Raw genomic sequence first — 24,782 nt, 5'->3', positions numbered from 1 at the left:
AACCCAATACGACACAATGAAGAAGTATTTAGAGGGTAATAAAAAACCCGGCGAGTGTACCACTGCCGGGCTATTTCTTTACGGTTCTGCGATTAGCTTTCAATCTTACACGGTGAAAGTTTCCAAACGCGTTCTACGTAGTCACGAATTGAACGATCTGAGGTAAATTTACCCATCTTCGCTGTATTAATGATGGCCATTTCTGCCCAACGCTCTTTGTCGCGGTATGCAGCATCAACTGCAATTTGTGCATCAGAATAAGCACGGAAATCTGCAAGCACCATGTACGGGTCACCGTTATCAAGTAAGCTTTGCTTAATTGACACTAATGCACCTGGTTTACCTGGCGTAAAGTAATCCGTTTCTAACCAATCCAGCACAGCTTTAATTTCTGGATCTTTATAGTAGTAGTCATGTGGGTTATAGCCATTCGCTTTAAGCTCATTCACTTCTTCTACTGTAAGTCCGAAGATAAAGATGTTGTCATCGCCCACTTCTTCAGCAATTTCAACGTTTGCACCATCAAGTGTACCAATAGTTACCGCACCGTTCAGCGCAAGCTTCATATTACCGGTTCCTGATGCCTCTTTACCTGCCGTACTGATTTGCTCAGATACGTCTGCCGCTGGAATCATTTTTTCAGCGAGTGACACACGGTAGTTTGGTAAGAATGCTACTTTAATCTTGTTATTTACGCGCGGATCGTTGTTGATTTTATCCGCTACCTTGTTAATAGCGAAGATAATATCTTTCGCAAGCTTGTAGCCCGGTGCCGCTTTTGCACCAAACACAAATACACGCGGGTGCATATCGTAATCAGGGTTTTCTAGAATACGACGGTATAACGCCATAATATTCAGAAGCGCTAAGTGTTGACGCTTGTACTCGTGCAAACGCTTAATCTGCACATCGAAAATGGCGTTAACGTCTACTTCTATATCAAGTGACTTGCGAATTTCCTCTGCTAGCAACTCTTTGTTCTCAAGCTTCACTTTCATGAACTGTTTCTGGAACGTTTTATTGCTCGCAAATTTAGCTAACCCTTGCAGTTTGTCTAAGTCGCGCGGCCAGTCTTCACCAATCTTTTTATCGATTAGCTTAGACAGCGCTGGGTTACACGCTTTCAACCAGCGGCGTGGTGTAATACCGTTGGTTACGTTAGTTAGCTTACCTGGATATAGTTCATCGAACTCTGGGAACAGAGACGACTTAACAAGGCGAGAGTGCATTTCTGCCACACCGTTAACGGCAAATGAACCGATTACCGACAGGTGGCCCATACGAACCATCTTCTCGTTACCTTCTTCAATGATTGAAAGCTTAGCTTTCATGGCATTGTCGCCAGGCCACTTCTTATCAACCTCTGCCATAAAGCGGTGGTTAATTTCATAAATGATTTCTAAATGACGAGGGAGGATCTTCTCTATCATGCGCGCAGGCCACTTTTCAAGCGCCTCTGGTAGCAAGGTGTGGTTGGTATAGGCAAATACTTTTGTACAAATCCCCCACGCTTCATCCCAGCCAAGCTCTGCGCGGTCAACAAGAATGCGCATTAGCTCTGGTATCGAAATAGCTGGGTGTGTGTCGTTTAGCTGAATAACAACCTGATCGGCGAAACGGCTCCAATCGTCACCATGAGCACGCTTGTAACGACGGATAATGTCTTTAAGCGAGCACGAGCAGAAGAAGTACTGCTGAATAAGGCGAAGCTCTTTACCCGCTTCGGTCTCATCGTTTGGATAAAGTACTTTTGAAATGGTTTCAGCTGATACATTTTCACGCTGTGCATCAACATAACCGCCAGCATTGAATACGTCCCAATTGAAGTAGTCAGACGCTTCTGACTGCCACAACCGCAATACGTTTACGGTTTTACCTTCGTAGCCTACAACCGGAATGTCCCACGGCACACCTTTTACAATTGAGCCAGGGTGCCATTCTTTCAGCACTCGTCCGTTGTCGCCGTATTTAGTCTCTACATAGCCGTAAAGCGATACTTCTTGAATAGATTCTGGACGGCAAATTTCCCATGGATTGCCGTAGTCACGCCAGCTGTCTGGTCGCTCGATTTGTGCACCGCTTTTAATCTCTTGGCGGAATAAACCGTGCTCGTAATGAATACCATAACCTATTGCAGGTAATTCCATTGTCGCCAGTGAGTCGATGAAGCAAGCCGCTAGTCGGCCAAGGCCACCATTACCTAGCGCCATATCAGGCTCTTCTTCAAGAATGTCTGAAATTTCAACACCTAGCTCTTTCAACGCGCCACTAGCTACATCGAATAGGCCAAAGTTTTGCAGGTTGTTTGAAAGCAAACGGCCCATTAGGAATTCAGCAGAGAAATAATGAACGGCGCGCGTGTCGTTCAGGTAATGACTTTTCTGGGTTTTGCGCAACCCTTCAAGTACTTGTTCTTGAATTGCAGCGCACGTTGCTTTCCACCAAGCGTGATTGTTTGCTTTGTTTTCGTCGGTGCCTAGCGTGCAGTGTAAGTGTTTAATAACCGCTGCTTTGAATGCAGCCTTATCAATCACTGGAGAGGGTTGCGTCTTGGTCGCTTTTGCGTTCATTTTGCGTCTCACTCTTAAGTAGAAGCGGTGTTTACACACCGAAAACGTAATTTAATTACAGAATAACTTCAGAATATGACAGCAATATAGCAGCGCTTAAACGATTATGTTGTGATAATTTTGTTAAAATAACAAAAATTCGCATGAATTCGTATGCATTCATGCGATTTTTAACAATAAACTTACAAAAAGAAATTTAAAGTGATTTATTTTTGTACTTATTTAATTATTTTTCCGACTAAGGCTTCGGCTTCAGCAATTAGATCCTGTAAGTGGCTTTCACCGTTAAAGCTTTCCGCATAGATTTTATAAATTTGTTCGGTGCCAGAAGGACGCGCTGCAAACCAGCCATTTTCTGTCGATACTTTAACGCCCCCTATTGCCGCGTTATTACCTGGTGCATGGGTTTGAACGGCAGTGATAGGCTCGCCCGCCAACGTATCGCTAGTGACTACAGATGCATCCATCGCCGAAAGCTTTTGCTTTTGTTCAAGGGTTGCTGCTACGTCAACACGGCTGTAAACCGGCGCTGCAAATTTTTCCGTTAGCGCTTTGTAGTGCTCGCCAGGATCTTTGCCTGTGATGGCTAGGATTTCAGCTGCCAGCAAACAAAGAATAAAGCCGTCTTTGTCTGTCGCCCACGTGCTTCCATTGCGTTCAAGGAAAATCCCACCAGCACTTTCTTCACCCGCAAAACCAATGGTACTGTTTGATAAACCATCAACAAACCATTTAAAGCCTACCGGCATTTCAGCTAAAGGTTTACCTAAGCTGTTGGCTACGCGATCAATCATACTGCTAGACACCAGTGTTTTACCGATATTTAAATCGCTAGGCCATTCTGGACGGTGAGTATAAAGATAGTTAATAGCCACGGCCAAATAATGGTTTGGGTTCATTAGGCCCGCACTTTTGCATACAATACCGTGACGATCGAAGTCAGGATCGTTGCCCCAAGCTAAGTCAAAGTTATCTTTCAACTCGATAAGCCCTGCCATCGCATAGGCAGACGAACAATCCATGCGAAGCTTACCGTCTTTGTCGCGGCGCATAAAACCAAACTGTGGGTCAACCCCGTCGTTAACAACGGTAATGTCCAAGCCATATTTATCTGCAATTCGCGACCAATAGCCTATACCTGCACCACCTAATGGATCAGTACCCAACTTCAAGTTAGCTTTTGCAATCGCTTCCATGTCGATAACGCTTGCAAGGTCTTCAATGTAAGGTTCCATGAAGTCTTCTTCACGAACCAATTTGCGCGCGGTAGCTTGACGAATATCAATGCGCTTAACATTTTTATTGCCATCTGCAATTAATTCATTGGCGCGTTCTTGAATTTGTTTGGTTACATCACTATCGGCAGGCCCACCGTGCGGCGGGTTGTACTTAAATCCACCGTCTGAAGGAGGGTTATGAGAAGGCGTAATGACGATACCATCTGCCTTGTCGGTGTTACCTGCACGATTGTAGCGAATAATAGTACGTGAAATAACAGGTGTCGGCGTATAGCCCATGCTTTCGTTGTCTGCGCGCTGCACTACAACATCGACGCCGTTGGCACATAAAACTTCTATGGCAGTGATCATGGCCGGTTCAGATAACGCGTGGGTATCTTTTCCAACATATAAGGGGCCGTCAATACCTTCCTGCTTGCGGTATTCTACCAAAGCTTGGCAAATTGCACTGATGTGAGTGTCAGTAAAGGTGGCGTTCGACGCAGTACCTCGGTGACCAGAAGTACCAAAAGAAACCGCTTGGCCCGGGTCATTCATATCCGGTTTGTAGCTGTAATACTGGCTCACTAACTGGGGTACGTTAATGAGTTGCTCTTTTGCTGCATGCTCTCCAGCCTGCGGATGTAATGCCATGAAAAAATCCTTATTTAGAAGTTTCGTTATACTGTTACTTGGCTAGCTATTTACCTTCTGAAGAGAAACGCGCGACGACGGTTTCAATTACATCAGGTTGATAACCTAGGTTACGCAAAACTTGTTCCAGCATGTTCGTTTTCTTGGCAGTGTTGTTGTTTGTTACCACCCAGAACGGGCTGTCTGGAATAGCTTTCGGGTTGGTACTGCTGCCGTTCTCAAGCAATGCTGCTTTGCTTGTCGCAAAGTACGTACGGTTCTTACCTTTTATGCTTTCAACACTGGCAAAGTTTTCTGCATTAAGCTTGTGCGCTGCACTTAAAACAAACAAGAATTGATCAACCCGTTTAGTAAAGGTGCTTAATGCATCTTTTGACACGGCATCCAGAATGTCTCGTTTGGTGTGGACTTCACTAGCTAGTTGTGTGTCCGTGTCTACCGATGCTTTTTTCGTTGTTTTCGCGTTACTGGTTGCACTCGCTGCACTTTTAGCAGGCGCTCTGGCCGGCGTTTTCTTCGTTGCGGTTTTAACAGAGGCGCTAGTCGTTTTAGTTGCCGTACGTGATACGGGCGCCTTTGCCGCTGTCTTTGATGCCGCTTCAGTATTTACCGAAGTCACAGGCTTGCTTGCAACTTCGGTAACGTCTGCACTTTTTAGTTCACTTGTTTTTGCAGGCGTTGATGAGCTGGCAATAGGCTCAATACCTTGAGACACAGCACCGTCTTCAGGTAAAAGTAAACGTCTTAAAATTTGTGATGCACTCTCGCCAATATGCTTAGTCTGGCTGGCGATGAAGGCATATAAATCGTCATCTATTTCAATGCTTTTCATAACTACTTCCTTTTTAAGAGGCACCATTATAGACAACACAGTTAAACTACGCAGCACTTAATAACAGATGTTTTAAGGATTCGTGAATATTAAGTAATGAACTAACCTGTTACATACCAAGGTATAAATTTTAAGAGGCATAAGAATAGAAAGCGATACGCTATCGTTGCTACTATGATTAAAACTATCGTCATTAGTGTGACAGAGTATTTTTAAATAAAAGTGACAAAACTATGCGCCAAGATATTCATCGAGTTCAGCAAGCCCTAAGCAAAAAAATCATTGGTAAAGAGCACCAGCTGAAACTTGCCATTACCTGTTTGCTGGCCAACGGTCACTTATTGATTGAAGATTTACCAGGCATGGGTAAAACCACCCTTTCCCATGCGCTTTCACAAGTTTTTGGCCTTCAGTATTCGCGCATTCAGTTCACGTCAGACTTGCTTCCCTCCGACATGCTTGGCGTTAATATTTTCCATACTCACGAGCGCGACGAAAAAAAGCGCTTTACGTTTAGGCACGGCCCGATTTTTAGCCAAGTCGTATTAGCTGACGAATTAAATAGAGCAAGTCCTAAAACACAGAGCGCGCTGCTAGAGGCCATGGAGGAACGTCAGGTAAGTATCGATGGTGTCACTCATGCGCTGCCTACGCCGTTTTTTGTTATCGCAACGCAAAACCCTAGCTATCAGTCTGGCACTTACCCTCTACCGGAGTCGCAGCTAGACCGTTTCTTTATGCGCATATCACTGGGCTACCCTGCATGGGAAGCCGAAAAGGCTATGCTTATGCAGCAAGACGCTTCAGCGCCTCTCAGCCAAATTCTAAATGAAGCAAACTTACACCAAATGCAAAGTGATGTGTCTGCTATTCATACGAGCGATGCCATTCTGCATTATATTTTGCGACTAGTAAGAGAAAGCCGCGAGAGCGGTGACTATCCTAACGCGCTTTCACCGAGAGCCAGCAGAGCGTTACTTCAAGGTGCCAAAGCATGGGCGTATGTATGTGGTAGAGAATACGTGACGCCTGAAGATGTGCAGGCAGTATTTGTAGCAATTACCGCACACCGATTAAGTTTATCTTCCCACCAAGGTGCTCGGGGGCAACATAACCAAACAGGTGATGGGGTGACACTCAGCCAAAAATTACTTAATAGTATCGATCCATTAGCAGCTTAGTTATGAAGGGTCGCTGGAGTATTACACGTGCGTAAAGTGCCTACTTCTTTATCAAACTACCTCAAACATCGACTACTGAAGTGGCTAGATAAGCGTGTTCCGGCTTCTCAAGAGCATCATCTAGGCTTGAACAGCATTTTTATACTGCCAAGTGGGTTTGGCTGGTCGTTTATTATTTTGTCACTGTGCCTATTTTTACTTGGGACCAACTATCAAAACAACTTAATGTTACTGCTTAGTTACTTGTGCTTAAGCATTATGCTGCTAACGTTATTTTACACTCACCAAAACTTTGCGCGTTTAGCACTTAAAGCTATCCCTCCAAAATCGTTCCACTGCAACCTAGAAGGTGAAATTCACCTTCAGATCATCGCCCATAAAAACACACCGTTGAGAGCCTGCAATGGCGTACTGTCGGTAAAATGGCTAAATGTAGTGCGCGCAGCAGATTCAAACACTCAAACAACAAGTGATATCGACAAATCAGCATTTTTAGAGCGAGTATTTAGTTTTGCCTTAAATAAACCTTCAGGTGCGAATACAGACCAACGACAAGAGCTCAGGGTCCCTTTACAAATACCAAAACGTGGGCAGTTTACTTTGGGGCGATTGACCATTGCCTGCGATTTTCCTCTTGGGCTTTATAAATGCTGGACTCATCTTGATTTTGACCAGCAAGTTATTGTGTATGCTAAGCCTGAAGAAGGTCCTATAACTATCGAGAAGATTGCAAATACAGATGAGTCAGAAAGTGGTAGTGAATTAAGTGACCCAACCAGTAACGAAGACTTTTACTCATTGAAGGATTACGAAGTTGGACAGCCACTTAACCGTGTATCCTGGAAGAATGTGGCCAAAAATGGGAATTGGGTTTCTAAATCTTTTACGTCACTGCAAAGCGACAGCTATTTACTTTCGATGCCGTCGAATACGGATTTAGAAACTGCTGTTTCAGCACTGACTCACGCCATTCTATCTTGGGCAAGTGCGGAACGCGTGTTCGGTGTACAGTACAAAGGGCTTAATATTGCGCCTAACTATGGAACAAATCATGTGCATGAATGCCTTAGCGCACTTGCTTGTTTAGCGCCGGCGAGTAATGCAAACAACAATGCTTCGTCGGTCACTTCAACCACAAACAGCCCCATTTCTTTAGCTTCCAAACGGAAGAAAACGGTAAGGCCTCTAACATGAATACCCCTAATTCTAGCCAGCTTTCGCAGTTGGCAGTTTTAAAAAACGTATTCAACCATTCCCAGTCTGTGGCTGTTCTTCTGCTTTGCACAACTTTCTCCCTAATACTTTCTACGCTTACCTCACCTTTAATGGTATGGGTATTGATGCTTAGCGGGTGTGCTGTGGTTGTGAGAGTTGCAGGCCTTAGCACACTGCATAGTTTACCTACTTCACGTACGGTGAATTTGCTTGCTGTACTTGCCGTATTTGCTTTGTCTTGGTTCGGGTTCTCTGTAGGCCTACTTGATAGCATGATCAATTTGCTGACAATTGCGTGCGCCCTAAAAATTATGCTCGTTGAAAAGAAGCGAGATTTTCACCTACTAATATGTACCTGTTTATTCTTAATAGGCTGCGGCTTTATTTCATCACTAAGCGTATTTACATGGATAGGCTATACGGGAATATTAGCACTACTGCTTATCGCAACGGCTATTTATCATGGCGCAGGTGTTTCAATACCGAAAAGCTTTAAGTTCGTCAGCGTACTTATTGTTCAAGCTTTTCCCATTGCACTACTTTTATTTCTGCTGTTGCCTCAGCTTCCGCCCCTTTGGCAAATGCCCACATCAAAATCCACTGAGACCGGGCTTTCCGATACAGTGACGCCTGGGGATATAGCATCACTTGCAAGTTCATCAGAACTCGCATTCAGTGCGACCTTCAATAGCGAAGAGGAGGTTCCCGCTGCGCCGTTTAGATACTGGCGTGCAATGACACTCGAGCATTTTGATGGAAAAACCTGGTCTATAAGTGACAAACGTAAACAAGCCGAGCAACAGTTAGCTGTCATGGGAAGATCAACGCCTCTACCCATCTTGGCAGAAAAAGAGTCGACTGTTGTGACTGACTATGAATTAATTGTAGAGCCTACTCAACAAAGGTGGCTGTTTGCACTAGAGCCGTCATTGCCTAATAACCTTAAGAACAGTATTACTGTCAGCACGCTATTTGATTACACCTTGCGTGCCGACACGCCAATATCGAGCAAAAAAGCCTTTTATTTACGCTACTTTCCAAACGCACCAATCATTAACGGAATAGGAAACTTTGAAGCGCAACTTAATTTGCAAGTTTCAACAAATGGCAACCCCAAGGCTAGGGCTTGGGGGCAAACACTAGCAAAGCGACATGACAACGTTCAAGCAATGATAAGTGCGATAATGCGTGAATTCAGTAAAGGTGGGTTCCGCTACACGTTGTCCCCAAACGCTATGCCTGTAGATCCAATTGATAGTTTTTTATTTGAACAACGGGCTGGGTTTTGCGCGCATTATGCTGGTGCCATGGTTTACGTGCTACGCGCAGCCGGTGTACCTGCAAGAATGATAACTGGCTATCAAGGTGGGAGTGAGCTGAATGATAACGTACTTCAAGTAAGACAATACGATGCCCACGCATGGGTAGAAGCCTTAGTTGATGGTGTGTGGGTACGTTTCGACCCTACAAGTATAGTGGCGCCATCTCGTCTAACTTTTGGTCTTGAACGCGCACTAGAAGAGCTAGGGGAATCACGTCAAACCACTATTTTGCGCGAAATTGGTAACTCGGCTTTCTTTGCTACCCTGCGAGGCTGGTTTCAACAGCTCGACTATTCTTGGAGCAAATGGGTGCTGGGGTTTGATAATGCGGCGCAAACCAACATGCTTGAAGAGCTATTAGGTTCGCTTACACCGCAGAAGATGCGCATTGTATTTTTATCTGCCATCGGGCTTATTGCGCTTTTATTGGCAATCTATTTTTTTCCTAAAAGAGACAAAGTGCGCCATTCTCCCTCTCATCGCATTTTGCTGAGAGCTATTGCGCAAGTTGAAGCGAAAACAGGAATAAAGAGAGACAATAAAACCTTATCCACCTATTTTGAAGAAGTAAGCGCAGTATTAAATCCCCATGCGGCAAAGGCATTTGAACAATTGTGTAGACAATTTGAGCGCGAGACCTATGGTCAACAGCTCAATCTCAGTAAGGCGGGTATAATGAAAAGCCAGCTCAAAAACCTTAAGCAAGCGCTGCAATGAACAACATTTAAAAAACAAACGCCCAGCAATGAAACGGGTATTTTGAGTTGCACCTTAAACATTCATTCCCCCACCGTTATAGTGCAAGTTTTTGAAACGTCTGTTTTATGTGTGCTTTATTCTCAGCCAAAAAGAACGCTTCAACACACTGTTTTATAAAGCCATTTCAAAAAATTCCCAATATTCATAAGCCGTTGGCACTGTTTTGGCTTCGTACAGAACGATAGTTAAAGTTCGGAGCACAGGCGTTAAAACACAGTATCTACCGACTTTAGTGTACAAAGACGTACGGGCTATCAGAGGTAACCTGTTAGCGATTAACAATACATGAGTTTCGGACAAAGGCGTCCCCAGTTCTTTCTAACGAGAGCGCTGCGGACGCCTTTTTTTGATCTATCAGAGCACACGTAAATAGCTAACTCCCGATCTAACACTGGCAATTATTACTAATAACGACAACGTGAGGTGAAACCATGGCTTATCTTCTCCCCGCTGAGTTTGCGACCAAAATGGTAGATGCAGGCGAAGCAAAGATTTATATGTCTACACGAGATACTCTAATCCGCGCTTATATGGCAGGTGCCATCTTGGCTTTGGCTGCGGTTTTTGCAATAACCATCGCAGTACAAACGGGTGTGTTCTTGCTTGGCGCAGTGTTATTCCCAGTGGGTTTTTGTATGCTCTATCTTATGGGCTTCGATCTATTGACCGGTGTATTTGTGCTTACACCGCTAGCGTGGCTTGCCCAGCGTCCTGGCGTTACACCTAAACAAATTTTACGCAACTGGGGGCTAGTCTTCTTAGGTAACTTTGGCGGTGCACTAACCGTTGCGTTTATGATGTCGTTTATCTTTACCATGGGATATAACGTTGACGGTGGTGCAATTGCAACTAAAGTCGCCAGCATCGGCGAAGCACGTACTTTGGGCTATGCAGAACACGGTGTAGCAGGCTGGATCACTATATTCATTCGCGGCATGCTGTGTAACTGGATGGTGTCATTAGGCGTAGTGGGCGCAATGATCTCAACTCATGTAAGCGGAAAAGTGCTGGCTATGTGGATGCCTATCATGCTGTTCTTCTTTATGGGCTTTGAACACTCAGTGGTTAACATGTTCCTTTTCCCATTTGGTCTTATTATGGGCGGTGATTTCTCAGTTATGGATTATTTCATCTGGAATGAAATTCCAACTGCGCTGGGTAACCTAGTAGGCGGTTTAGCCTTTACTGGCCTTACGTTATACACCACCCACGTGAAGACATTGCCAAAGCGTACAATCCCTGTTGATAAAGCAGCGGCATCTCAAACGCTCCCCATTTAATCAGAGCTTTGATTTTAGTGCCATCACGACGCAAACCGTAGAGGTACGTTGTGGTGGCACTTTCCTTCCCTTCGCATGAAAGTGAATGTTTAAGTCGATGTCACATAATTAGGTGAGAAGCTACGAAACATGAATCAGCACGCTGCGCTTAATACACCAACCTATCCACTAACTAGCAAATTAAGTGTCAGTGCTTTTTCCACCCGCGGTGTTAAAGAAATAAACCAAGATGCTTATGCCTATCATATTGCTTCCAACGAACTAAACCCAAGTCATATCTTTGTTATTGCTGATGGCGTGAGCAGTAGCACGGTAAGTCAGGTTGCTAGTGATTTTGCTACCAGTGAGTTTGTTAAACTTTTTAATATAGCGCCTGAACAATGGCCCGTTAAAACACGTGCCGAAACCATTATTAAAGAACTGAATGCACGGCTTTATACCCGAACGCAGAGAAGCCCTTTTTGCTACACCCCAGAGAAAGGGTACGTTTGTACGCTTTCAGTTGCTATTTTAACGGGTACTCACCTAGACGTATTTCATGTGGGAGATTGCCAAGTCCAGCTTGTTTCTAAGGGTGCCCAAAAGCCCGTTTTGCTTACTCAGCCTCATCGTCACGTGTCTGATAGTGCCCCGTCACAAACCTACCTTTCCAACGCATTAGGCGTAAAAGCGAGTATCGACATTGACCATACTTCATTAACCTTGAGTACATCGAGCACTATTGCGATAAGTTCTGACGGCGTGTATGAGTTCGTTGAACTGCCAGCCATACTCAATAAAATAAATAACACCCACACGCTACCAGAAAACCAAGCCGCTTTGGTGACTCACGAGGCGTTCAATAACGGAAGCGATGATAACCTCACCCTAATGCTTGCTAAGTTTCAAATAAGTCATAGAAGTGTAAGTCATGAATGTGAACGACAGGATCAATTGAGCGACACCGAATTATTCGCTGCAAAGCCTACTCTAGCTGAACTTAAGACCGGCGATATGATTGACGGCATCGCACTAGAACGACAATTCTACTGCTCTGCGCGTAGCCACGTTTTCGTCGCTTCGTGTCCAGCTTCAGCAGGAATTGATGTAAATAGTCCAATAGTAGTTAAAACCCCTGCCACCGATTTTACTCAGACATCAGAAATGCTTAACGCTTTCCTTATCGAGAGTTGGTTTTTAAGACGCATTAACTCAGCGCATATTGTTAAAAGTATTACGCTTGCAGACTTAGGACTGCCACATGCGCCTACGGCGTTTTACAGCATAAGTGACTATGTAAAAGGGCAAACGCTAGCGCAATGGTCAGTTGATAATCCTACGCCGTCACTGGAGCAAATTAGGGATATCATCGAGCAGGTTGGAAAAGGCTTACAAGCAATGCACCGTCAGGGCATTCTTCACAGAGATATACGCCCCGACAATATTATCATTAGCGAACAGGGATACTGTACTATTATAGACTTGGGTTCTGCAGCCTTAGTCGATGCGCCTAGCCTGTACAGCGACGCAACTATTCCTGGCGCAGCACTGTTCGCGGCACCGGAATATTTTTTAGGAAATATAGGCACCGAGCGCTCGGATTTGTTTTCCTTGGCCGTGCTTACCTATTACCTTTTGTGTGGGCGATATCCCTATCGTACTAAGCTTGCCCACTGCCGAACTTACGCCGAACAGAAGAAATTAAAATACGAAACCGCGTTAGATCCTAAAAGGCCAATACCATCCTGGGTTGATAGCGCCCTTAAACGGGCTTTACATGTAAACCCTGACAAGCGCTTCTCAACACTATCTGAGTTTACTTATTCACTTCGCTACCCGAATCCTTCACAGCACCAGGCTTATGAGCCTTTAATAAAACGCCATCCCCTTTTTGTATATAAGGTATTAATACTCTGCCTTATTTTAACCAATCTAGTAACGCTCATTTTGTTTAATTAACCCGTTGAGGAAATACTAATGATCACATCAAGAACACAAGTTACCGACATGATCCAATCAGCCAAAATTCTAAAAGGCATAAAGTGGAGTCAAATTGCCGAAGTTGTTGGCCAGTCAAAAGAATGGAGTACTGCCGCCTGCTTAGGTCAAATGGCCATGACAAAACAGCAAGCAGAAGCAGTAGGCGAATTACTTGAACTTTCAGATGAAGCCATTGCTTGGCTTCAGATAGTACCTTATAAAGGCTCGTTACCTACAGAAGTGCCTACCGACCCACTTATTTATCGCTGGTATGAACTGGTAAATGTGTATGGCACTACCTTAAAAGAACTTATTCATGAAGAGTTTGGCGACGGTATTATGAGCGCTATCGATTTCTCTATGGATTTACAGCGTGAGAACGATCCTAAAGGCGACCGCGTTAGCGTAGTTATGTCAGGGAAGTTTCTGCCGTATAAGATGTACTAAAGCCATGTACTAAAGCACTGTGCTTTAGACATAAAAAAGCCGGTCGAATGACCGGCTTTTATGTATTTTTTGAAGCGTTAGCTAACACAAGCTAGCTAACGTTGGCAAAGGCTAATTACTTAGCGTCTTTACGTGCTTTCGCTTCTTCAATTACTTTGTCAGCTACGTTCTGAGGACATGCTGAGTAGTGGCTGAATTCCATAGAGAACTGACCACGACCAGATGTAATAGTACGTAGGTGACCAATGTAACCAAACATCTCAGATAGAGGTACGTCAGCCTTGATGCGAACGCCAGTAGCGCCAGCTTCTTGGTCTTTAATCATACCACGACGACGGTTAAGGTCACCGATTACGTCACCAACGTTGTCTTCTGGGCTGAATACGTCAACTTTCATCACAGGCTCAAGAATTTGAGGACCTGCTTTTGGCATTGACTGACGGAATGCACCTTTAGCTGCAATTTCGAACGCGATTGCTGATGAGTCAACTGCGTGGAAACCACCGTCGTATAGCTCAACTTCAACGTCTAGTACTGGGTAACCAGCTAGAGGACCTACTTCCATCATACCTGCGAAACCTTTTTCGATTGCAGGGAAGAATTCTTTAGGTACGTTACCGCCCACAACAGTAGATGTGAACTTGAAGCCAGAGTTAGTTTCGCCTGGCTTGATGCGGTAATCAATCTTACCGAACTGACCAGAACCACCAGACTGCTTCTTGTGCGTGTAGCTGTCTTCAACAGGTAGCGTGATAGTTTCACGGTATGCAACCTGCGGCTGACCAACTTCTAGCTCAACGCCGTAAGTACGCTTCAAGATGTCTACTTTGATGTCAAGGTGAAGTTCACCCATACCTTTAAGGATGGTTTCGCCTGAATCTTCGTCAGTTTCAACTTGGAAAGATGGATCTTCTGCTACTAGTTTACCGATAGCGATAGACATCTTTTCGTTAGCGCCTTTGTCTTTTGGCTTAACAGCAATCGAGATTACTGGCTCAGGGAAGATCATTGGCTCTAATGTACAAGCGTTCTTAGGATCACAAAGCGTGTGACCAGTTTGAACGTTCTTCATACCTACAACAGCTAGGATGTCACCTGCTTGTGCTGAAGTAAGCTCAGTACGCTCATCAGCGTGCATCTCAACCATACGGCCGATACGCTCAGTCTTACCAGTAGCACTGTTAAGGATAGTGTCACCCTTGTTAAGTACACCAGAGTAGATACGGATAAACGTAAGGGCACCGAAGCGGTCGTCCATGATTTTGAACGCAAGCGCACGGAAAGGCTCGTCAACAGATACTGTTGCTACTTCACCAGTAGGTTCACCAGTCTCTTCGTCTGTAAGAGGCTGTGGGTCTACTTCTGTTGGAGAAGGTAGGAAATCGATAACCGCGTCAAGAACTAGCTGAATACCTTTGTTCTTGAATGCAGAACCACAGTATGTTGGGAAGAACGCTAGGTCACGAGTACCTTTACGGATACAACGTTTGATGTCTTCTAGAGACGGCTCTTCGCCATCCATGTAAGCCATCATTAGGTCGTCGTCTTGCTCAACAGCAGTTTCGATTAGTTGCTCACGGTATTCGTTAGCTTTCTCAACCATATCTTCTGGGATATCTACTACTTCGTAGTTTTCAGGAAGACCTGTGTCATCCCAGATGTACGCTTTCATGTCTAGAAGGTTTACAACACCTGTAAACTCGTCTTCGATACCGATTGGAAGTGTCATTACTAGTGGGTTAGCAGCAAGTACTTTCTTAACTTGGCCAACAACACGGTAGAAGTCTGCACCCATACGGTCTAGCTTGTTAACGAAAATACAGCGTGCAACGCCAGATTCGTTAGCATAACGCCAGTTAGTTTCTGACTGAGGCTCAACACCGCCAGAACCACAGAATACACCGATACCGCCGTCTAGTACTTTAAGTGAACGATATACTTCAACTGTAAAGTCAACGTGTCCCGGAGTATCGATGATGTTCATGCGATGATCTTTCCAGAAACAGGTTGTTGCCGCTGACTGGATGGTAATACCACGCTCAGCTTCCTGCTCCATGAAGTCAGTTGTTGATTCACCATCGTGAACCTCACCAGTTTTATGGATTTTACCAGTAAGCTTCAAGATACGTTCTGTTGTGGTAGTTTTACCCGCGTCTACGTGGGCGAAAATACCAATGTTTCTGTATAAAGATAAGTCTGACATTAGTTCACTTTCATTGGTTCAGAGTAAAAAAACGGCTGGATTATAAAGGATTTCTATACCAGATTTACACCTTTTTTAGCATAAACCTCAAATTCGCTTATCAAAATCCGCGCCAGCATCAATTCTTTTCTATAAGTATCAACAACTTAATATGTTATGACACTTTTTTGAAAAATAACAAAATCACACCTCATCAGCTGAAGTGCGAACAATTGTTACTGTAACTTCATCTCTGTCGTGGTAGAGATGCCTAACCTTAACCGCGAATGCATCATCTAAGGCATTTAAACGGCTATTTAGCAACGCCATGGCTTCGACTACAGTTTCATAGCGTTGTTTCATAGGTAGCTTTAAGTTAAAAATGGCGTGAGTTGCCCAGTGCTTAACCAGCCAATCACCCATCAATTTCGCTACTCTATCGGGTTGCTCTATCATATCACAGACAAGCAGATCGACGCGACCAAATTGTGGTCGATAAGTAAACCCGTCTGCTGCGTGATGTTCAACCAACCCGGTACTCATTAAACTATCGGCTACAAGTCCATTATCGATAGCTTCTACATACATGCCGCGTTTCACCAGTTGATAGGTCCAACCACCAGGGCACGCGCCTAAGTCAACCGCACGACCACCGGTTCGAAGTACTTTCGTTTGCTGAGTGTCGCTCAGCATGTTTACAAGTGCATCTTCGAGTTTAAGCGTAGACCGGCTAGGCGCATCACTAGGAAATTTCAATCGGCAGATACCCAAGTGATCACGACTGGCGTGGCTAGGTAATGTATAGCCAATATGACAAATTTCAAATGACTCAAAGAAAATATGTAACTTAGGTTTACCTAAATTTTCTTTTGCAGTGAGCCATCCTGCCTTCCTTAACGCTTGGCGAAGGGGTACGGTAAATTTACGGCAAAACTTAGCGAGGGTCTTCCCATCCTCGGTATCAGGGTACTCCACGTCGATGGCACCAAATATAGAGAACGGCTTTTCTACTTCTTCTAGTGCTTCGAGTACTTGCCCCACTCTATCTTCTTTTTCTATCTCAGTAAGAGTGGCGAAAACAGCCACCAGCTGACGAGGAAAAATACTGTCGTGAACAGCAAACTGGGTAATGGTTTGCTCTAGCTGCGCGGCATCATATAAGTGATAAAGTACAAAGCCACTGTTCTTCTTTGACACTGGGTAGCCATAACATTGGGCTTCACCGTAACGCGATGTAAGTTCGTTGGCCGTATCGTTTTCATAACCAGGTCGGCAATAACCTAAAATGCTAGTGTTAGACATTACCTGCCTCCGGCGTATGGTGACTTTTGTTCTGTTCGTCTTGGTGATGCTTGGTTAAATTATGGCCTTTTACCAATCCAATCACTAACAACACCCAGCCGATAATAAAGAACATGCCCCCTAACGGCGTTATAGGTCCAAACCACTTTATACCGCTCATTCCTAGCGCATATAAACTTCCACTAAACAACACAGTTCCGGTAACAAAACAAAATGCTACCCGATTAGCCCATGCTGATGAGACAACGCCTGACAGCGCAGGCAAAAGCAGTAAGGCTAATGCGTGATACATTTGATAACGCACACCAATTTCAAAAGTATTGAGCTGCTGTGCTGTTAACACGCTTTTTAAACCGTGAGCACCAAACGCACCTAGCACCACAGAAAGGCCCGCTAGCAAAGCGCCTGCAATAAGATAAGGTTTAGCAACAGTAGCTAACCCAAGTTTTTCAGTTTTCATTAAATTAATCGTTCGCTCTGATTTCTGACTAACCATTAGTTATTTAAAACGGTTTCAATAAAAGACGCCGTAAGCGAGGCAGCTTTTAAAATATGTTCTTGCTGTGTTTTACCACTTGCTTTTCGAGGCTTAAAACTATGATCGCCGTCTTCTAAGTAGGCGCATTCAATGTTGGAAGAAAATACGCTGCGCTTTATGTAATCTTCTACTTCGCTTTTCGTACCAAAGGTATCTCGTTCACCCTGAATAATAAGCAAAGGCTTTGACGCCGTTTGCAGATGTTCGGTACGCGTTTTTTCTGGCTTTCCCGGTGGGTGGAACGGGTAACCCAGCGCTATCGCGCCTTTTACGTTGCTTATACGTTCATACACCATGGTGGCCATACGCCCACCCATGGACTTTCCGCCGATGAACACGGGCAAATTGTGAAGAGCCTTATTATCTTTGCTGCAGGTTTCAATCACCGACGTAAAATGTGACATAAGTTTATCCGCTTTATCGGGAGGCCTGCGCTTACCGATAGCTTTTATGGTTTGCATGTAAGGGAAATTGAAGAGCACCGTAGATATGTTTTGAGCAACAAGTTCGTTTGCCATGTCTTGCATGAATTCATGCTCTTTACCGGCACCAGCGCCGTGCCCAAGTATTAAGCATGCAACGGGTGATTTGGCAGCGTGCACTTCCATATCGAAAACAACGTCATTTGCACACGTTTGTGTATTGGTTTGCGTATTACTTTCTTTTAATTTAGCCATACTACAACAAATCCTCTTGCTCAGCTTCAACCAGCGCTAAGATCCAGTCTCTAAATGCTGCAATCTTTCCTAATTCAGCCTGTGACTCTTCACATACTAGATAAAACGCATCGCGACTCTCTACCCGTTCTTCAAACGGCATAACTAGCCTTCCCGCTTCAATTTCTGGCCTAGCAAGTACTGTGTTACCCAAGGCAATGCCTTGACCGAGTGCCGCTGCCTGTAAAACTAGCATGGAGTGACTGAACACCGGGCCTTGGTTAACGTTTACGCCAATTACACCCACGTGCTTCAACCAATTTTTCCACGCAGTACGGCTTAAGTCGTGAAGCAACACATGGTGTCGTAAGTCAGACAGGCTGGATAACGGTTTAGGGCCTTGAAAAAGCATTGGAGAGCAAAGCGGTGTTAGAAACTCTCGATGTAACTGGTCGGCCTGTAGGCCTGCCCAGCGGCCTTTGCCGTAATATATGGCAACGTCTACATCGTCCTCTAAAAAGCCTTCGTCGAAATCTACGGCTTTTATGCGTACATCAATGTCTGGATGGGCCAAGCTAAATTTATGAATACGGGGCACCAGCCATTGGCTAGCGAAACTCGGTGGCATAGCTACCGTGATAGCACCTTTACTGCCCTTCGCAAGTAGCCTTTCTGTCGCGTCTTGTAAGTTTTTGAAGATATCTTTTAACTCCAAGAAATACGCCTGCCCTTCTTCGGTAAGAAGCAGAGTTCTATTTCTACGAAGAAATAACTTCATGGATAAGAAATCTTCAAGCGCTTTTATTTGATGACTCACCGCTGCTTGGGTCACAAAAAGTTCATCAGCAGCCTTTGTAAAGCTCAAATGGCGTGCTGCCGCTTCAAACGATTTAAGGGCATTAAGAGGGGGTAAACGTCGGTGCATAGTTAGTTTTAAATCCAGTGTGACCGAAGCATGACAAATTCATTAGTTTTTCTAATGACAACCCATACTTTTACTCGTTTTATTTTTCACCACCCGCTGATTATAATTTACCCGAAATTAAGAAAGTGCATTTAATTTCAGTATATTATGATGACCAAATGTTAAACATTTTAACATTCATCAACAATTTTTTAATTATTTTTATTAGGTGTGAAAATGAAAAAATTACTTTTAGCTAGCGTTTCTGTAATGGCTTTCGCAAGCGCTGCTGCAAATGCTAACGCACAACCAGAAAAGATCAATCTACAATCGTTAATCAACACGGCAATGACAAGCGTAAAAATGGCTGAAGTATTGCCAGAAAACGATGCTCACATTGTTGTTAAAAAGCAATCAAAAGCGATTTTAGCTGAAGAGATCCAAGTTCAGCTACATAAAAACTTATTAGCAATGGCAAAAGGTGAAGAGCGCGTAAACGTTTCTGAAGCGGAATAAGCAACTCACACACCTGATACGCATGCCGGTGCTTGCACCGGCATACGCCATCAATATCAGCTTAGGTATTACTTGTATCTAACGCGTCAAAACCTTTCACTAGCTCGTCTAACGCTTTCATTTGCTGCAAATATGGCTCTAATTTCGCTAGCGGCAGCGCACAAGGTCCGTCACACAAAGCTTCATCAGGGTTAGGGTGTGCCTCAATGAACAAGCCCGCTAAGCCCAACGCCATACCGCTTCTTGCTAATTGAGCCGCTTGCGCTCGTCGGCCATCAGCAGAGGTAGCACGACCACCGGGCATCTGTAGTGCGTGAGTCGCATCAAATATGACCGGCGCATATTCTTTCATTGCGTCCATACCCAGCATATCTACTACTAGGTTGTTGTAGCCAAAGCAACTGCCGCGCTCGCAGAGAATGACGTTGTCGTTACCCGCTTCACCTAGCTTTCCGATAATATGACGCATTTCATGTGGTGCTAAGAACTGAGGTTTCTTTACGTTAATTACGGCACCCGTTTTAGCCATTGCAACAACAAGGTCGGTTTGTCGCGCTAAAAAGGCAGGCAACTGAATCACATCAACGACTTCTGCCACAGGCGCCGCTTGATGCGGTTCGTGCACATCGGTGATAAGTGGAACGTTAAAGGTCGACTTAATTTCTTCAAAAATACGCAGCCCTTCTTCCATGCCAGGCCCACGGTAAGAAGTCACCGATGAACGGTTCGCTTTATCAAACGAGGCTTTAAAAACGTACGGAATATTGAGCTTTTGCGTTACTTCAACATAGTGTTCAGCAATACGCATCGCAAGGTCACGAGACTCAAGTACGTTCATTCCACCGAACAGAACGAAAGGCAAGTGATTGGCAACCTCGACGTTACCTACATTAATAATCTGTTGAGATTCAGACATTATTTATTTCCAATTAAATCTTAAAAAAGAGGTTGTTTGGTTACAGCAACCATTGCCGTCGCCATAAGCACAACGAGTGCTGCTGCGAAAAAACTCCATTTGCTTAACGTTGTTTTGGCTTTTTTCAATGCAAATAATCCAAACACGATGTACAACACTACACCGATAACTTTGAATGTAAGCCAGGCATTAACAAAAGGATATTGAGATAAAATGAAGCATAACCAAATTGCACTGGCTAACAGCACAGTATCGATGATGTGAGGGAGAATTTTAACCCATTTTTTGCTGAGTGCTGTAGCGTCGAATTGACTCCATATAAAACGAAAGACAAAAAATAAAATGCTTAAGCCTACCGCCGTTAAATGTAGGTGTTTTGCCATCATGTACATAGTGTTTTCCTATTCTTATTAGATAATAAGGCTGCTTCTCGTTACTTTAACACATGAGCTAACTAGCAAGCTTCACAACTCAACGCCTTTTTAGCTGTGCTTTAGCAAAATGAATTTCAATAACCTAAATATACTTGCTTTGAATTCAAAAAAAACAGGTGCCTTTTAGCACCTGTTTTCTTTCAATTTTTCTTGCGCCTAGGCACTTATTGTAACGCATAACTCATCGTAAATAACTGGGCAACGCGTTATTACTTTGCGTCAGGGAATTGAGCTTGAATTGCTAAAAAGGCTGGAAGGTCGTTTAGCAAACATTGGACTAAATACGGATCGAAGTGCTTACCACTTTCCTCTTTTAGTACCGTTTCAACCTTGTCAACTGTCCATGCTGGCTTGTAGGGCCGTTCGTTTAGTAGCGCATCAAATACATCAACCAAGGTCGCGATACGGCTTTTTATATCAATTTCTTGGCCTTTAAGCCCATCGGGATACCCTTTTCCATCCCAGCGCTCGTGGTGTTGCTTCGCTAACATTGCTGCAAGCTGGATTGTGGGCCGGCTTGAATCTCGCAAAATTTGATATCCAAATTCAGCGTGCTGACGTATTTTGAACACTTCTTCTTCAGTTAACGGTGTCGTTTTGTGCAAAATAGACTTTGGCACTATAGACGTACCAATATCATGGAGTGGCACGGCAAGACGCAGTGCGTGAGTATCTTGCTCGACTAGCCCGACTTTCTTCGCCAACAGTTGCGCCATTTCAACCATTCTTGTGAGGTTATTTGACGCATTTGACTCATGCTCTAATGCGCGGCCTAAGCGCTCAATAATTTCCTTTTGCGTCGCTTCAACATCAACGGTTTTAAGAACATTGTCAAAAGCCAGCTGAACGCTGTCTGAAAAGCGCTTTACCAGATGACGATCATTGTCCCCTATTCGCCTTGGTAATCCAGACAAATACAAGAGTGCACCATTGTGACTTTTACTATTACAATAAGCCACAACGTGATCTTCTGCATAAACGATCTGCTTTTCGCGCATCGCTTGCGAACAAAGTGCATATTCTTGTGCACTAATAGCATCTTTTAACGGTACACCTTCTTTACTGGCATATTCGCCATTACCAGCAAAAACATATAATTCGTCGTCACCCAGCGTGTTGTTGTTGGTATTAATAGTGCGCGATGTCGTTGCTACCGCAGTAGTAATATAAGCAGCGTCCTTTGAACAGCCCAAAATAGATGCAAGCTGTTGAATAATGCCCTGCATGAATTTTTCGAGGGAACGTGAAGAAAATAAATCTACAGACGCGTCTATGATTTTTTCGAGGCCGCGTCTATTTTCTTCAATAACGATAATATCTCGATATGAACGAAGCGCAGCGATGATAACAGTAAAAAGTTTTTGCGCGGTCAGTTCGGTTTTCGACTTGTAGTCATTGATGTCGTAATTAATGATGACATCTTTTTCTGGGGCTTGGCCTGGTTGTCCGGTACGCAAGATAATACGTGTGAAATGATTGTCTAATTCGTTACGGACATAGTCGGCCACTTTAAGACCGGCGTCGTCGGTTTCCATAACAACGTCAAGTAACACAACGGCGATATCATCATGGGTTTTAAAAATGGCCTTCGCTTCTTCGCCGCTATAGGCACTAACAAACTCAAGGGTTTTACCATTTAAACTAAAGTCATTTAACGCCAGCTTGGTAACAGCGTGTACTTCGGGTTCATCATCAACAATGAGTACTTTCCAGCTACCCAGATCATCTACTTCATTTTCATCGTCGTCTTCTGCGAAAAGAAAGTCATCATTCATCTGGTACATCCTGTAGTGTAAGAGATTGTTTAATCTAGCGCTTTTTTAGGTCTTGTAACCACTCAACAGATACTAATGTAAAACAAAATATTAGCAAGTTTGCAATTAAATTTTGATAACTACAGGAAAGATAACTTCTTTGGAGGTTGAAAACTACTGCCACTGTCCTAGCGTTACACGGTCATTGTCTCCGTAGTCTTTAATCGTTTTGACGTCTACAAATCCCGCATCAGCGAGCAAAGCGTTAACCGCAGCCCCTTGGTCAAAGCCGTGTTCGAATGCAAGTAAGGCTCCTTTATTGAGATATTGCGGCGCGCTATTAATGATGTGTTTTATGTCGTCTAGGCCGTCAGTGCCCGAGGTTAATGCTGTTTTAGGTTCAAAACGCACATCGCCCTCATTAAGGTATGGACTGGATTCTTCTATATAAGGTGGGTTTGAAACAATAATGTCGAAGGTTTGACCTGCCAGCGCACTAAACCAATCACTTTGCACAAAGCGGGCATTGGTTAAGTCGTTAGCTTGTGCGTTACGAGTTGCAAGTTTTACCGCTCCATGGTGGAAGTCCACACCAGTAACTGACGCTTCAGGTAATTCGCTAGCTAATGCCAAAGCTATAGCGCCAGTGCCCGTTCCTAAGTCGCAAATTGATGAAGGGTGAGATAGGTGGTCACTGGCCCAGTTAAGCACCTGCTCAACTAACACTTCTGTATCGGGGCGCGGTATTAAAGTATCAGGTGAGGTAAATAGTGACAGGGTCCAGAAATCGCGCTTGCCGATAATATAAGCAACAGGCTCACCCCGCCTTCTTTTTGCCACTGCAGCTGCAAACTGGGTCTGCTCTGTGTCATCCAGGGTTTTATCTGGCCATGTGAACAAATAGGTTTGAGACTTACCTAGAATGTTCGCCAACATGACCTTTGCATCAACAGAGGGTGACTCCCCACCCTCTAGTTGCTCAGCAGCCCATGCTAAGGCGTTGTCTATGCGCATTGTTTTTCTATAACAGTTTATTTGACAAGACAGCGTTATTCGTCAGAAAGCGAGGCTAACAAGTCAGCCTGATGTTCTTGCAAAATTGGGTCGATAAGCTGCTTAAGATCACCTTCCACAACTTCGTCTAAACGATAAATAGTCAGGTTGATACGGTGGTCGGTTACACGTCCCTGCGGGAAGTTATAAGTACGAATTCGCTCAGAGCGGTCGCCACTACCAACTAGGCTCTTACGGGTAGACGCCTCTTCAGCTGCACGCTTTTCTTCCTCAATCTGATTTAAGCGCGCTTGAAGTACAGACATCGCTTTCGCACGGTTTTTGTGCTGTGAACGCTCGTCCTGACATTCCACTACCAAGCCTGTTGGCAAGTGAGTAATACGAATAGCCGAGTCGGTTTTGTTAACGTGCTGACCACCCGCACCCGATGCACGGAAGGTATCGATGCGAAGCTCTGCAGGATTAATTTCAATTGCCTGCGACTCTGGAATTTCTGGTAATACCGCCACGGTACATGCCGAGGTATGGATACGGCCTTGTGATTCGGTTTCTGGTACACGCTGTACGCGGTGACCACCCGACTCGAACTTGAGCACACCATAAACGCCGTCACCACTAACGTTAGCAACCACCTCTTTATAGCCACCGTGTTCACTTTCGTTGGCGTTAACCAACTCTACACGCCAGCCACGACTTTCGGCATAACGGCTGTACATGCGGAACAAATCACCTGCGAATATCGCCGCTTCGTCGCCGCCCGCTCCTGCGCGAATTTCTAAGAAGCAGTTGTTATCATCGTTAGGATCTTTAGGCAGAAGTAAAACCTGGAGCTCAGTTTCAAGGCGCTCAATTTCTGCCTTCGCTTCTTTCATTTCTTCTTGTGCCATTTCACGCATTTCAGCATCGTCTTCGTTCAGCATTTCTTGTGCTGAACTTAAGTTTTCTTGTGCTTGCTGATAGGCATTAAACCCAGCGACTACATCTTCTAGTTGGCTGAACTCTTTTGACAAGTTGCGAAACTTATCCTGATCGCCGATAACTTCAGGGTCACCGAGTAACGCCTGAACTTCTTCGAAACGCTCGACTAAGTGTTCGAGTTTCCTAACTACCGACTCTTTCATATGCTTCTT

General features: G+C 44.4%; 20 protein-coding genes. 7 read left to right on the top strand and 13 right to left on the bottom strand.

The window, feature by feature from the left end; all coding sequences use genetic code 11:
- Positions 1–92 precede the first annotated feature (92 nt).
- The 3 genes from ACXAGV_RS07000 to ACXAGV_RS06990 form a co-directional block, all read right to left on the bottom strand.
- Positions 93–2,570 carry a glycogen/starch/alpha-glucan phosphorylase gene (locus tag ACXAGV_RS07000; protein ID WP_014949036.1) on the bottom strand — a complete coding sequence of 826 codons (2,478 nt, stop codon included), beginning with the start codon at positions 2,568–2,570 and terminating at the stop codon, positions 93–95.
- A gap of 218 nt (positions 2,571–2,788) precedes the next feature.
- On the bottom strand, positions 2,789–4,441 hold the full coding sequence (pgm, locus tag ACXAGV_RS06995) for a phosphoglucomutase (alpha-D-glucose-1,6-bisphosphate-dependent) (RefSeq protein WP_474872623.1): 1,653 nt from the start codon (positions 4,439–4,441) through the stop codon (positions 2,789–2,791).
- A 46-nt stretch (positions 4,442–4,487) separates the two neighbouring features.
- Positions 4,488–5,273, bottom strand: coding sequence for a SeqA protein (locus tag ACXAGV_RS06990; protein WP_474872622.1), 786 nt, complete (start codon positions 5,271–5,273; stop codon positions 4,488–4,490).
- 233 nt (positions 5,274–5,506) lie between these two features.
- On the opposite strand from ACXAGV_RS06990, the gene ACXAGV_RS06985 reads away from it, so the two are divergent.
- The 6 genes from ACXAGV_RS06985 (at position 5,507) to cynS (ending at position 13,436) form a co-directional block, all read left to right on the top strand.
- The gene (locus ACXAGV_RS06985; protein WP_474872621.1) at positions 5,507–6,454 is read left to right on the top strand and encodes an AAA family ATPase; all 948 of its coding nucleotides are present in this window, start codon (positions 5,507–5,509) and stop codon (positions 6,452–6,454) included.
- 27 nt (positions 6,455–6,481) lie between these two features.
- On the top strand, positions 6,482–7,648 hold the full coding sequence (locus ACXAGV_RS06980) for a DUF58 domain-containing protein (RefSeq protein WP_474872620.1): 1,167 nt from the start codon (positions 6,482–6,484) through the stop codon (positions 7,646–7,648).
- Positions 7,645–9,708 (top strand): transglutaminase TgpA family protein, encoded by a 2,064-nt coding sequence (locus tag ACXAGV_RS06975; RefSeq protein WP_474872619.1) that lies wholly within the window; start codon positions 7,645–7,647, stop codon positions 9,706–9,708. Before ACXAGV_RS06980 ends, ACXAGV_RS06975 begins: the two co-directional genes overlap by 4 nt.
- Before the next feature lie 473 nt (positions 9,709–10,181).
- A complete protein-coding gene (locus tag ACXAGV_RS06970; RefSeq protein ID WP_474872618.1) occupies positions 10,182–11,030 on the top strand; it encodes a formate/nitrite transporter family protein in 849 nt (282 codons plus the stop codon).
- A gap of 129 nt (positions 11,031–11,159) precedes the next feature.
- Complete coding sequence (locus ACXAGV_RS06965; protein ID WP_474872617.1) at positions 11,160–12,968, top strand: bifunctional protein-serine/threonine kinase/phosphatase; 1,809 nt, start codon at positions 11,160–11,162, stop codon at positions 12,966–12,968.
- An 18-nt stretch (positions 12,969–12,986) separates the two neighbouring features.
- On the top strand, positions 12,987–13,436 hold the full coding sequence (gene cynS, locus ACXAGV_RS06960) for a cyanase (RefSeq protein WP_071814393.1): 450 nt from the start codon (positions 12,987–12,989) through the stop codon (positions 13,434–13,436).
- Positions 13,437–13,551: 115 nt separating this feature from the next.
- Here cynS and fusA read toward each other — a convergent pair whose 3' ends face one another.
- From fusA to ACXAGV_RS06935, 5 genes are all read right to left on the bottom strand, one after another.
- On the bottom strand, positions 13,552–15,639 hold the full coding sequence (gene fusA, locus ACXAGV_RS06955) for an elongation factor G (RefSeq protein ID WP_474872616.1): 2,088 nt from the start codon (positions 15,637–15,639) through the stop codon (positions 13,552–13,554).
- A 183-nt stretch (positions 15,640–15,822) separates the two neighbouring features.
- Positions 15,823–16,920: a 23S rRNA (cytidine(2498)-2'-O)-methyltransferase RlmM gene (gene rlmM / locus ACXAGV_RS06950; protein WP_474872615.1), complete on the bottom strand. Its 1,098-nt coding sequence runs from the start codon at positions 16,918–16,920 to the stop codon at positions 15,823–15,825.
- On the bottom strand, positions 16,913–17,380 hold the full coding sequence (locus tag ACXAGV_RS06945) for a DUF423 domain-containing protein (protein WP_474872614.1): 468 nt from the start codon (positions 17,378–17,380) through the stop codon (positions 16,913–16,915). Before ACXAGV_RS06945 ends, rlmM begins: the two co-directional genes overlap by 8 nt.
- 35 nt (positions 17,381–17,415) lie before the next feature.
- Positions 17,416–18,066 (bottom strand): alpha/beta family hydrolase, encoded by a 651-nt coding sequence (locus tag ACXAGV_RS06940; protein ID WP_474872916.1) that lies wholly within the window; start codon positions 18,064–18,066, stop codon positions 17,416–17,418.
- A gap of 70 nt (positions 18,067–18,136) precedes the next feature.
- Positions 18,137–19,039 (bottom strand): transcriptional regulator GcvA, encoded by a 903-nt coding sequence (locus ACXAGV_RS06935; RefSeq protein WP_474830978.1) that lies wholly within the window; start codon positions 19,037–19,039, stop codon positions 18,137–18,139.
- A 216-nt stretch (positions 19,040–19,255) separates the two neighbouring features.
- Between ACXAGV_RS06935 and ACXAGV_RS06930 the strand changes: the two genes are divergently transcribed.
- Positions 19,256–19,534, top strand: coding sequence for a hypothetical protein (locus ACXAGV_RS06930; protein ID WP_136781123.1), 279 nt, complete (start codon positions 19,256–19,258; stop codon positions 19,532–19,534).
- Positions 19,535–19,595: 61 nt separating this feature from the next.
- On the opposite strand, the gene kdsA is transcribed toward ACXAGV_RS06930, so the two are convergent.
- The 5 genes from kdsA to prfA form a co-directional block, all read right to left on the bottom strand.
- Positions 19,596–20,450 (bottom strand): 3-deoxy-8-phosphooctulonate synthase, encoded by an 855-nt coding sequence (gene kdsA / locus ACXAGV_RS06925; protein ID WP_474872613.1) that lies wholly within the window; start codon positions 20,448–20,450, stop codon positions 19,596–19,598.
- A 20-nt stretch (positions 20,451–20,470) separates the two neighbouring features.
- Positions 20,471–20,836 carry a SirB2 family protein gene (locus tag ACXAGV_RS06920; protein WP_474872612.1) on the bottom strand — a complete coding sequence of 122 codons (366 nt, stop codon included), beginning with the start codon at positions 20,834–20,836 and terminating at the stop codon, positions 20,471–20,473.
- Between the two features lie 257 nt (positions 20,837–21,093).
- A complete protein-coding gene (locus ACXAGV_RS06915) occupies positions 21,094–22,659 on the bottom strand; it encodes a DUF3369 domain-containing protein (protein ID WP_474872611.1) in 1,566 nt (521 codons plus the stop codon).
- A 153-nt stretch (positions 22,660–22,812) separates the two neighbouring features.
- Positions 22,813–23,652 (bottom strand): peptide chain release factor N(5)-glutamine methyltransferase, encoded by an 840-nt coding sequence (gene prmC / locus ACXAGV_RS06910; protein ID WP_474872610.1) that lies wholly within the window; start codon positions 23,650–23,652, stop codon positions 22,813–22,815.
- 35 nt (positions 23,653–23,687) lie between these two features.
- Positions 23,688–24,773, bottom strand: coding sequence for a peptide chain release factor 1 (gene prfA / locus ACXAGV_RS06905; protein ID WP_474872609.1), 1,086 nt, complete (start codon positions 24,771–24,773; stop codon positions 23,688–23,690).
- Between the last annotated feature and the right edge of the window lie 9 nt (positions 24,774–24,782).

Source organism: Alteromonas sp. ABH4_453 (genome assembly GCF_056160665.1).
This window is presented reverse-complemented; position numbering and strand designations above follow the sequence as displayed.

Bases quoted from the DNA above. Each gene is read 5' to 3' on its own strand.
- ACXAGV_RS06945 (WP_474872614.1), bottom strand. From the start codon at position 17,380: ATGAAAACTGAAAAACTTGGGTTAGCTACTGTTGCTAAACCTTATCTT.
- ACXAGV_RS06990 (WP_474872622.1), bottom strand. From the start codon at position 5,273: ATGAAAAGCATTGAAATAGATGACGATTTATATGCCTTCATCGCCAGC.
- ACXAGV_RS06970 (WP_474872618.1), top strand. From the start codon at position 10,182: ATGGCTTATCTTCTCCCCGCTGAGTTTGCGACCAAAATGGTAGATGCA.
- ACXAGV_RS06935 (WP_474830978.1), bottom strand. From the start codon at position 19,039: ATGCACCGACGTTTACCCCCTCTTAATGCCCTTAAATCGTTTGAAGCG.
- pgm (WP_474872623.1), bottom strand. From the start codon at position 4,441: ATGGCATTACATCCGCAGGCTGGAGAGCATGCAGCAAAAGAGCAACTC.
- ACXAGV_RS06920 (WP_474872612.1), bottom strand. From the start codon at position 20,836: ATGATGGCAAAACACCTACATTTAACGGCGGTAGGCTTAAGCATTTTA.
- rlmM (WP_474872615.1), bottom strand. From the start codon at position 16,920: ATGTCTAACACTAGCATTTTAGGTTATTGCCGACCTGGTTATGAAAAC.
- ACXAGV_RS06965 (WP_474872617.1), top strand. From the start codon at position 11,160: ATGAATCAGCACGCTGCGCTTAATACACCAACCTATCCACTAACTAGC.
- ACXAGV_RS07000 (WP_014949036.1), bottom strand. From the start codon at position 2,570: ATGAACGCAAAAGCGACCAAGACGCAACCCTCTCCAGTGATTGATAAG.
- ACXAGV_RS06985 (WP_474872621.1), top strand. From the start codon at position 5,507: ATGCGCCAAGATATTCATCGAGTTCAGCAAGCCCTAAGCAAAAAAATC.
- cynS (WP_071814393.1), top strand. From the start codon at position 12,987: ATGATCACATCAAGAACACAAGTTACCGACATGATCCAATCAGCCAAA.
- fusA (WP_474872616.1), bottom strand. From the start codon at position 15,639: ATGTCAGACTTATCTTTATACAGAAACATTGGTATTTTCGCCCACGTA.
- prfA (WP_474872609.1), bottom strand. From the start codon at position 24,773: ATGAAAGAGTCGGTAGTTAGGAAACTCGAACACTTAGTCGAGCGTTTC.
- ACXAGV_RS06975 (WP_474872619.1), top strand. From the start codon at position 7,645: ATGAATACCCCTAATTCTAGCCAGCTTTCGCAGTTGGCAGTTTTAAAA.
- kdsA (WP_474872613.1), bottom strand. From the start codon at position 20,450: ATGTCTGAATCTCAACAGATTATTAATGTAGGTAACGTCGAGGTTGCC.
- ACXAGV_RS06940 (WP_474872916.1), bottom strand. From the start codon at position 18,066: ATGGAAGTGCACGCTGCCAAATCACCCGTTGCATGCTTAATACTTGGG.
- ACXAGV_RS06930 (WP_136781123.1), top strand. From the start codon at position 19,256: ATGAAAAAATTACTTTTAGCTAGCGTTTCTGTAATGGCTTTCGCAAGC.
- ACXAGV_RS06915 (WP_474872611.1), bottom strand. From the start codon at position 22,659: ATGAATGATGACTTTCTTTTCGCAGAAGACGACGATGAAAATGAAGTA.
- prmC (WP_474872610.1), bottom strand. From the start codon at position 23,652: ATGCGCATAGACAACGCCTTAGCATGGGCTGCTGAGCAACTAGAGGGT.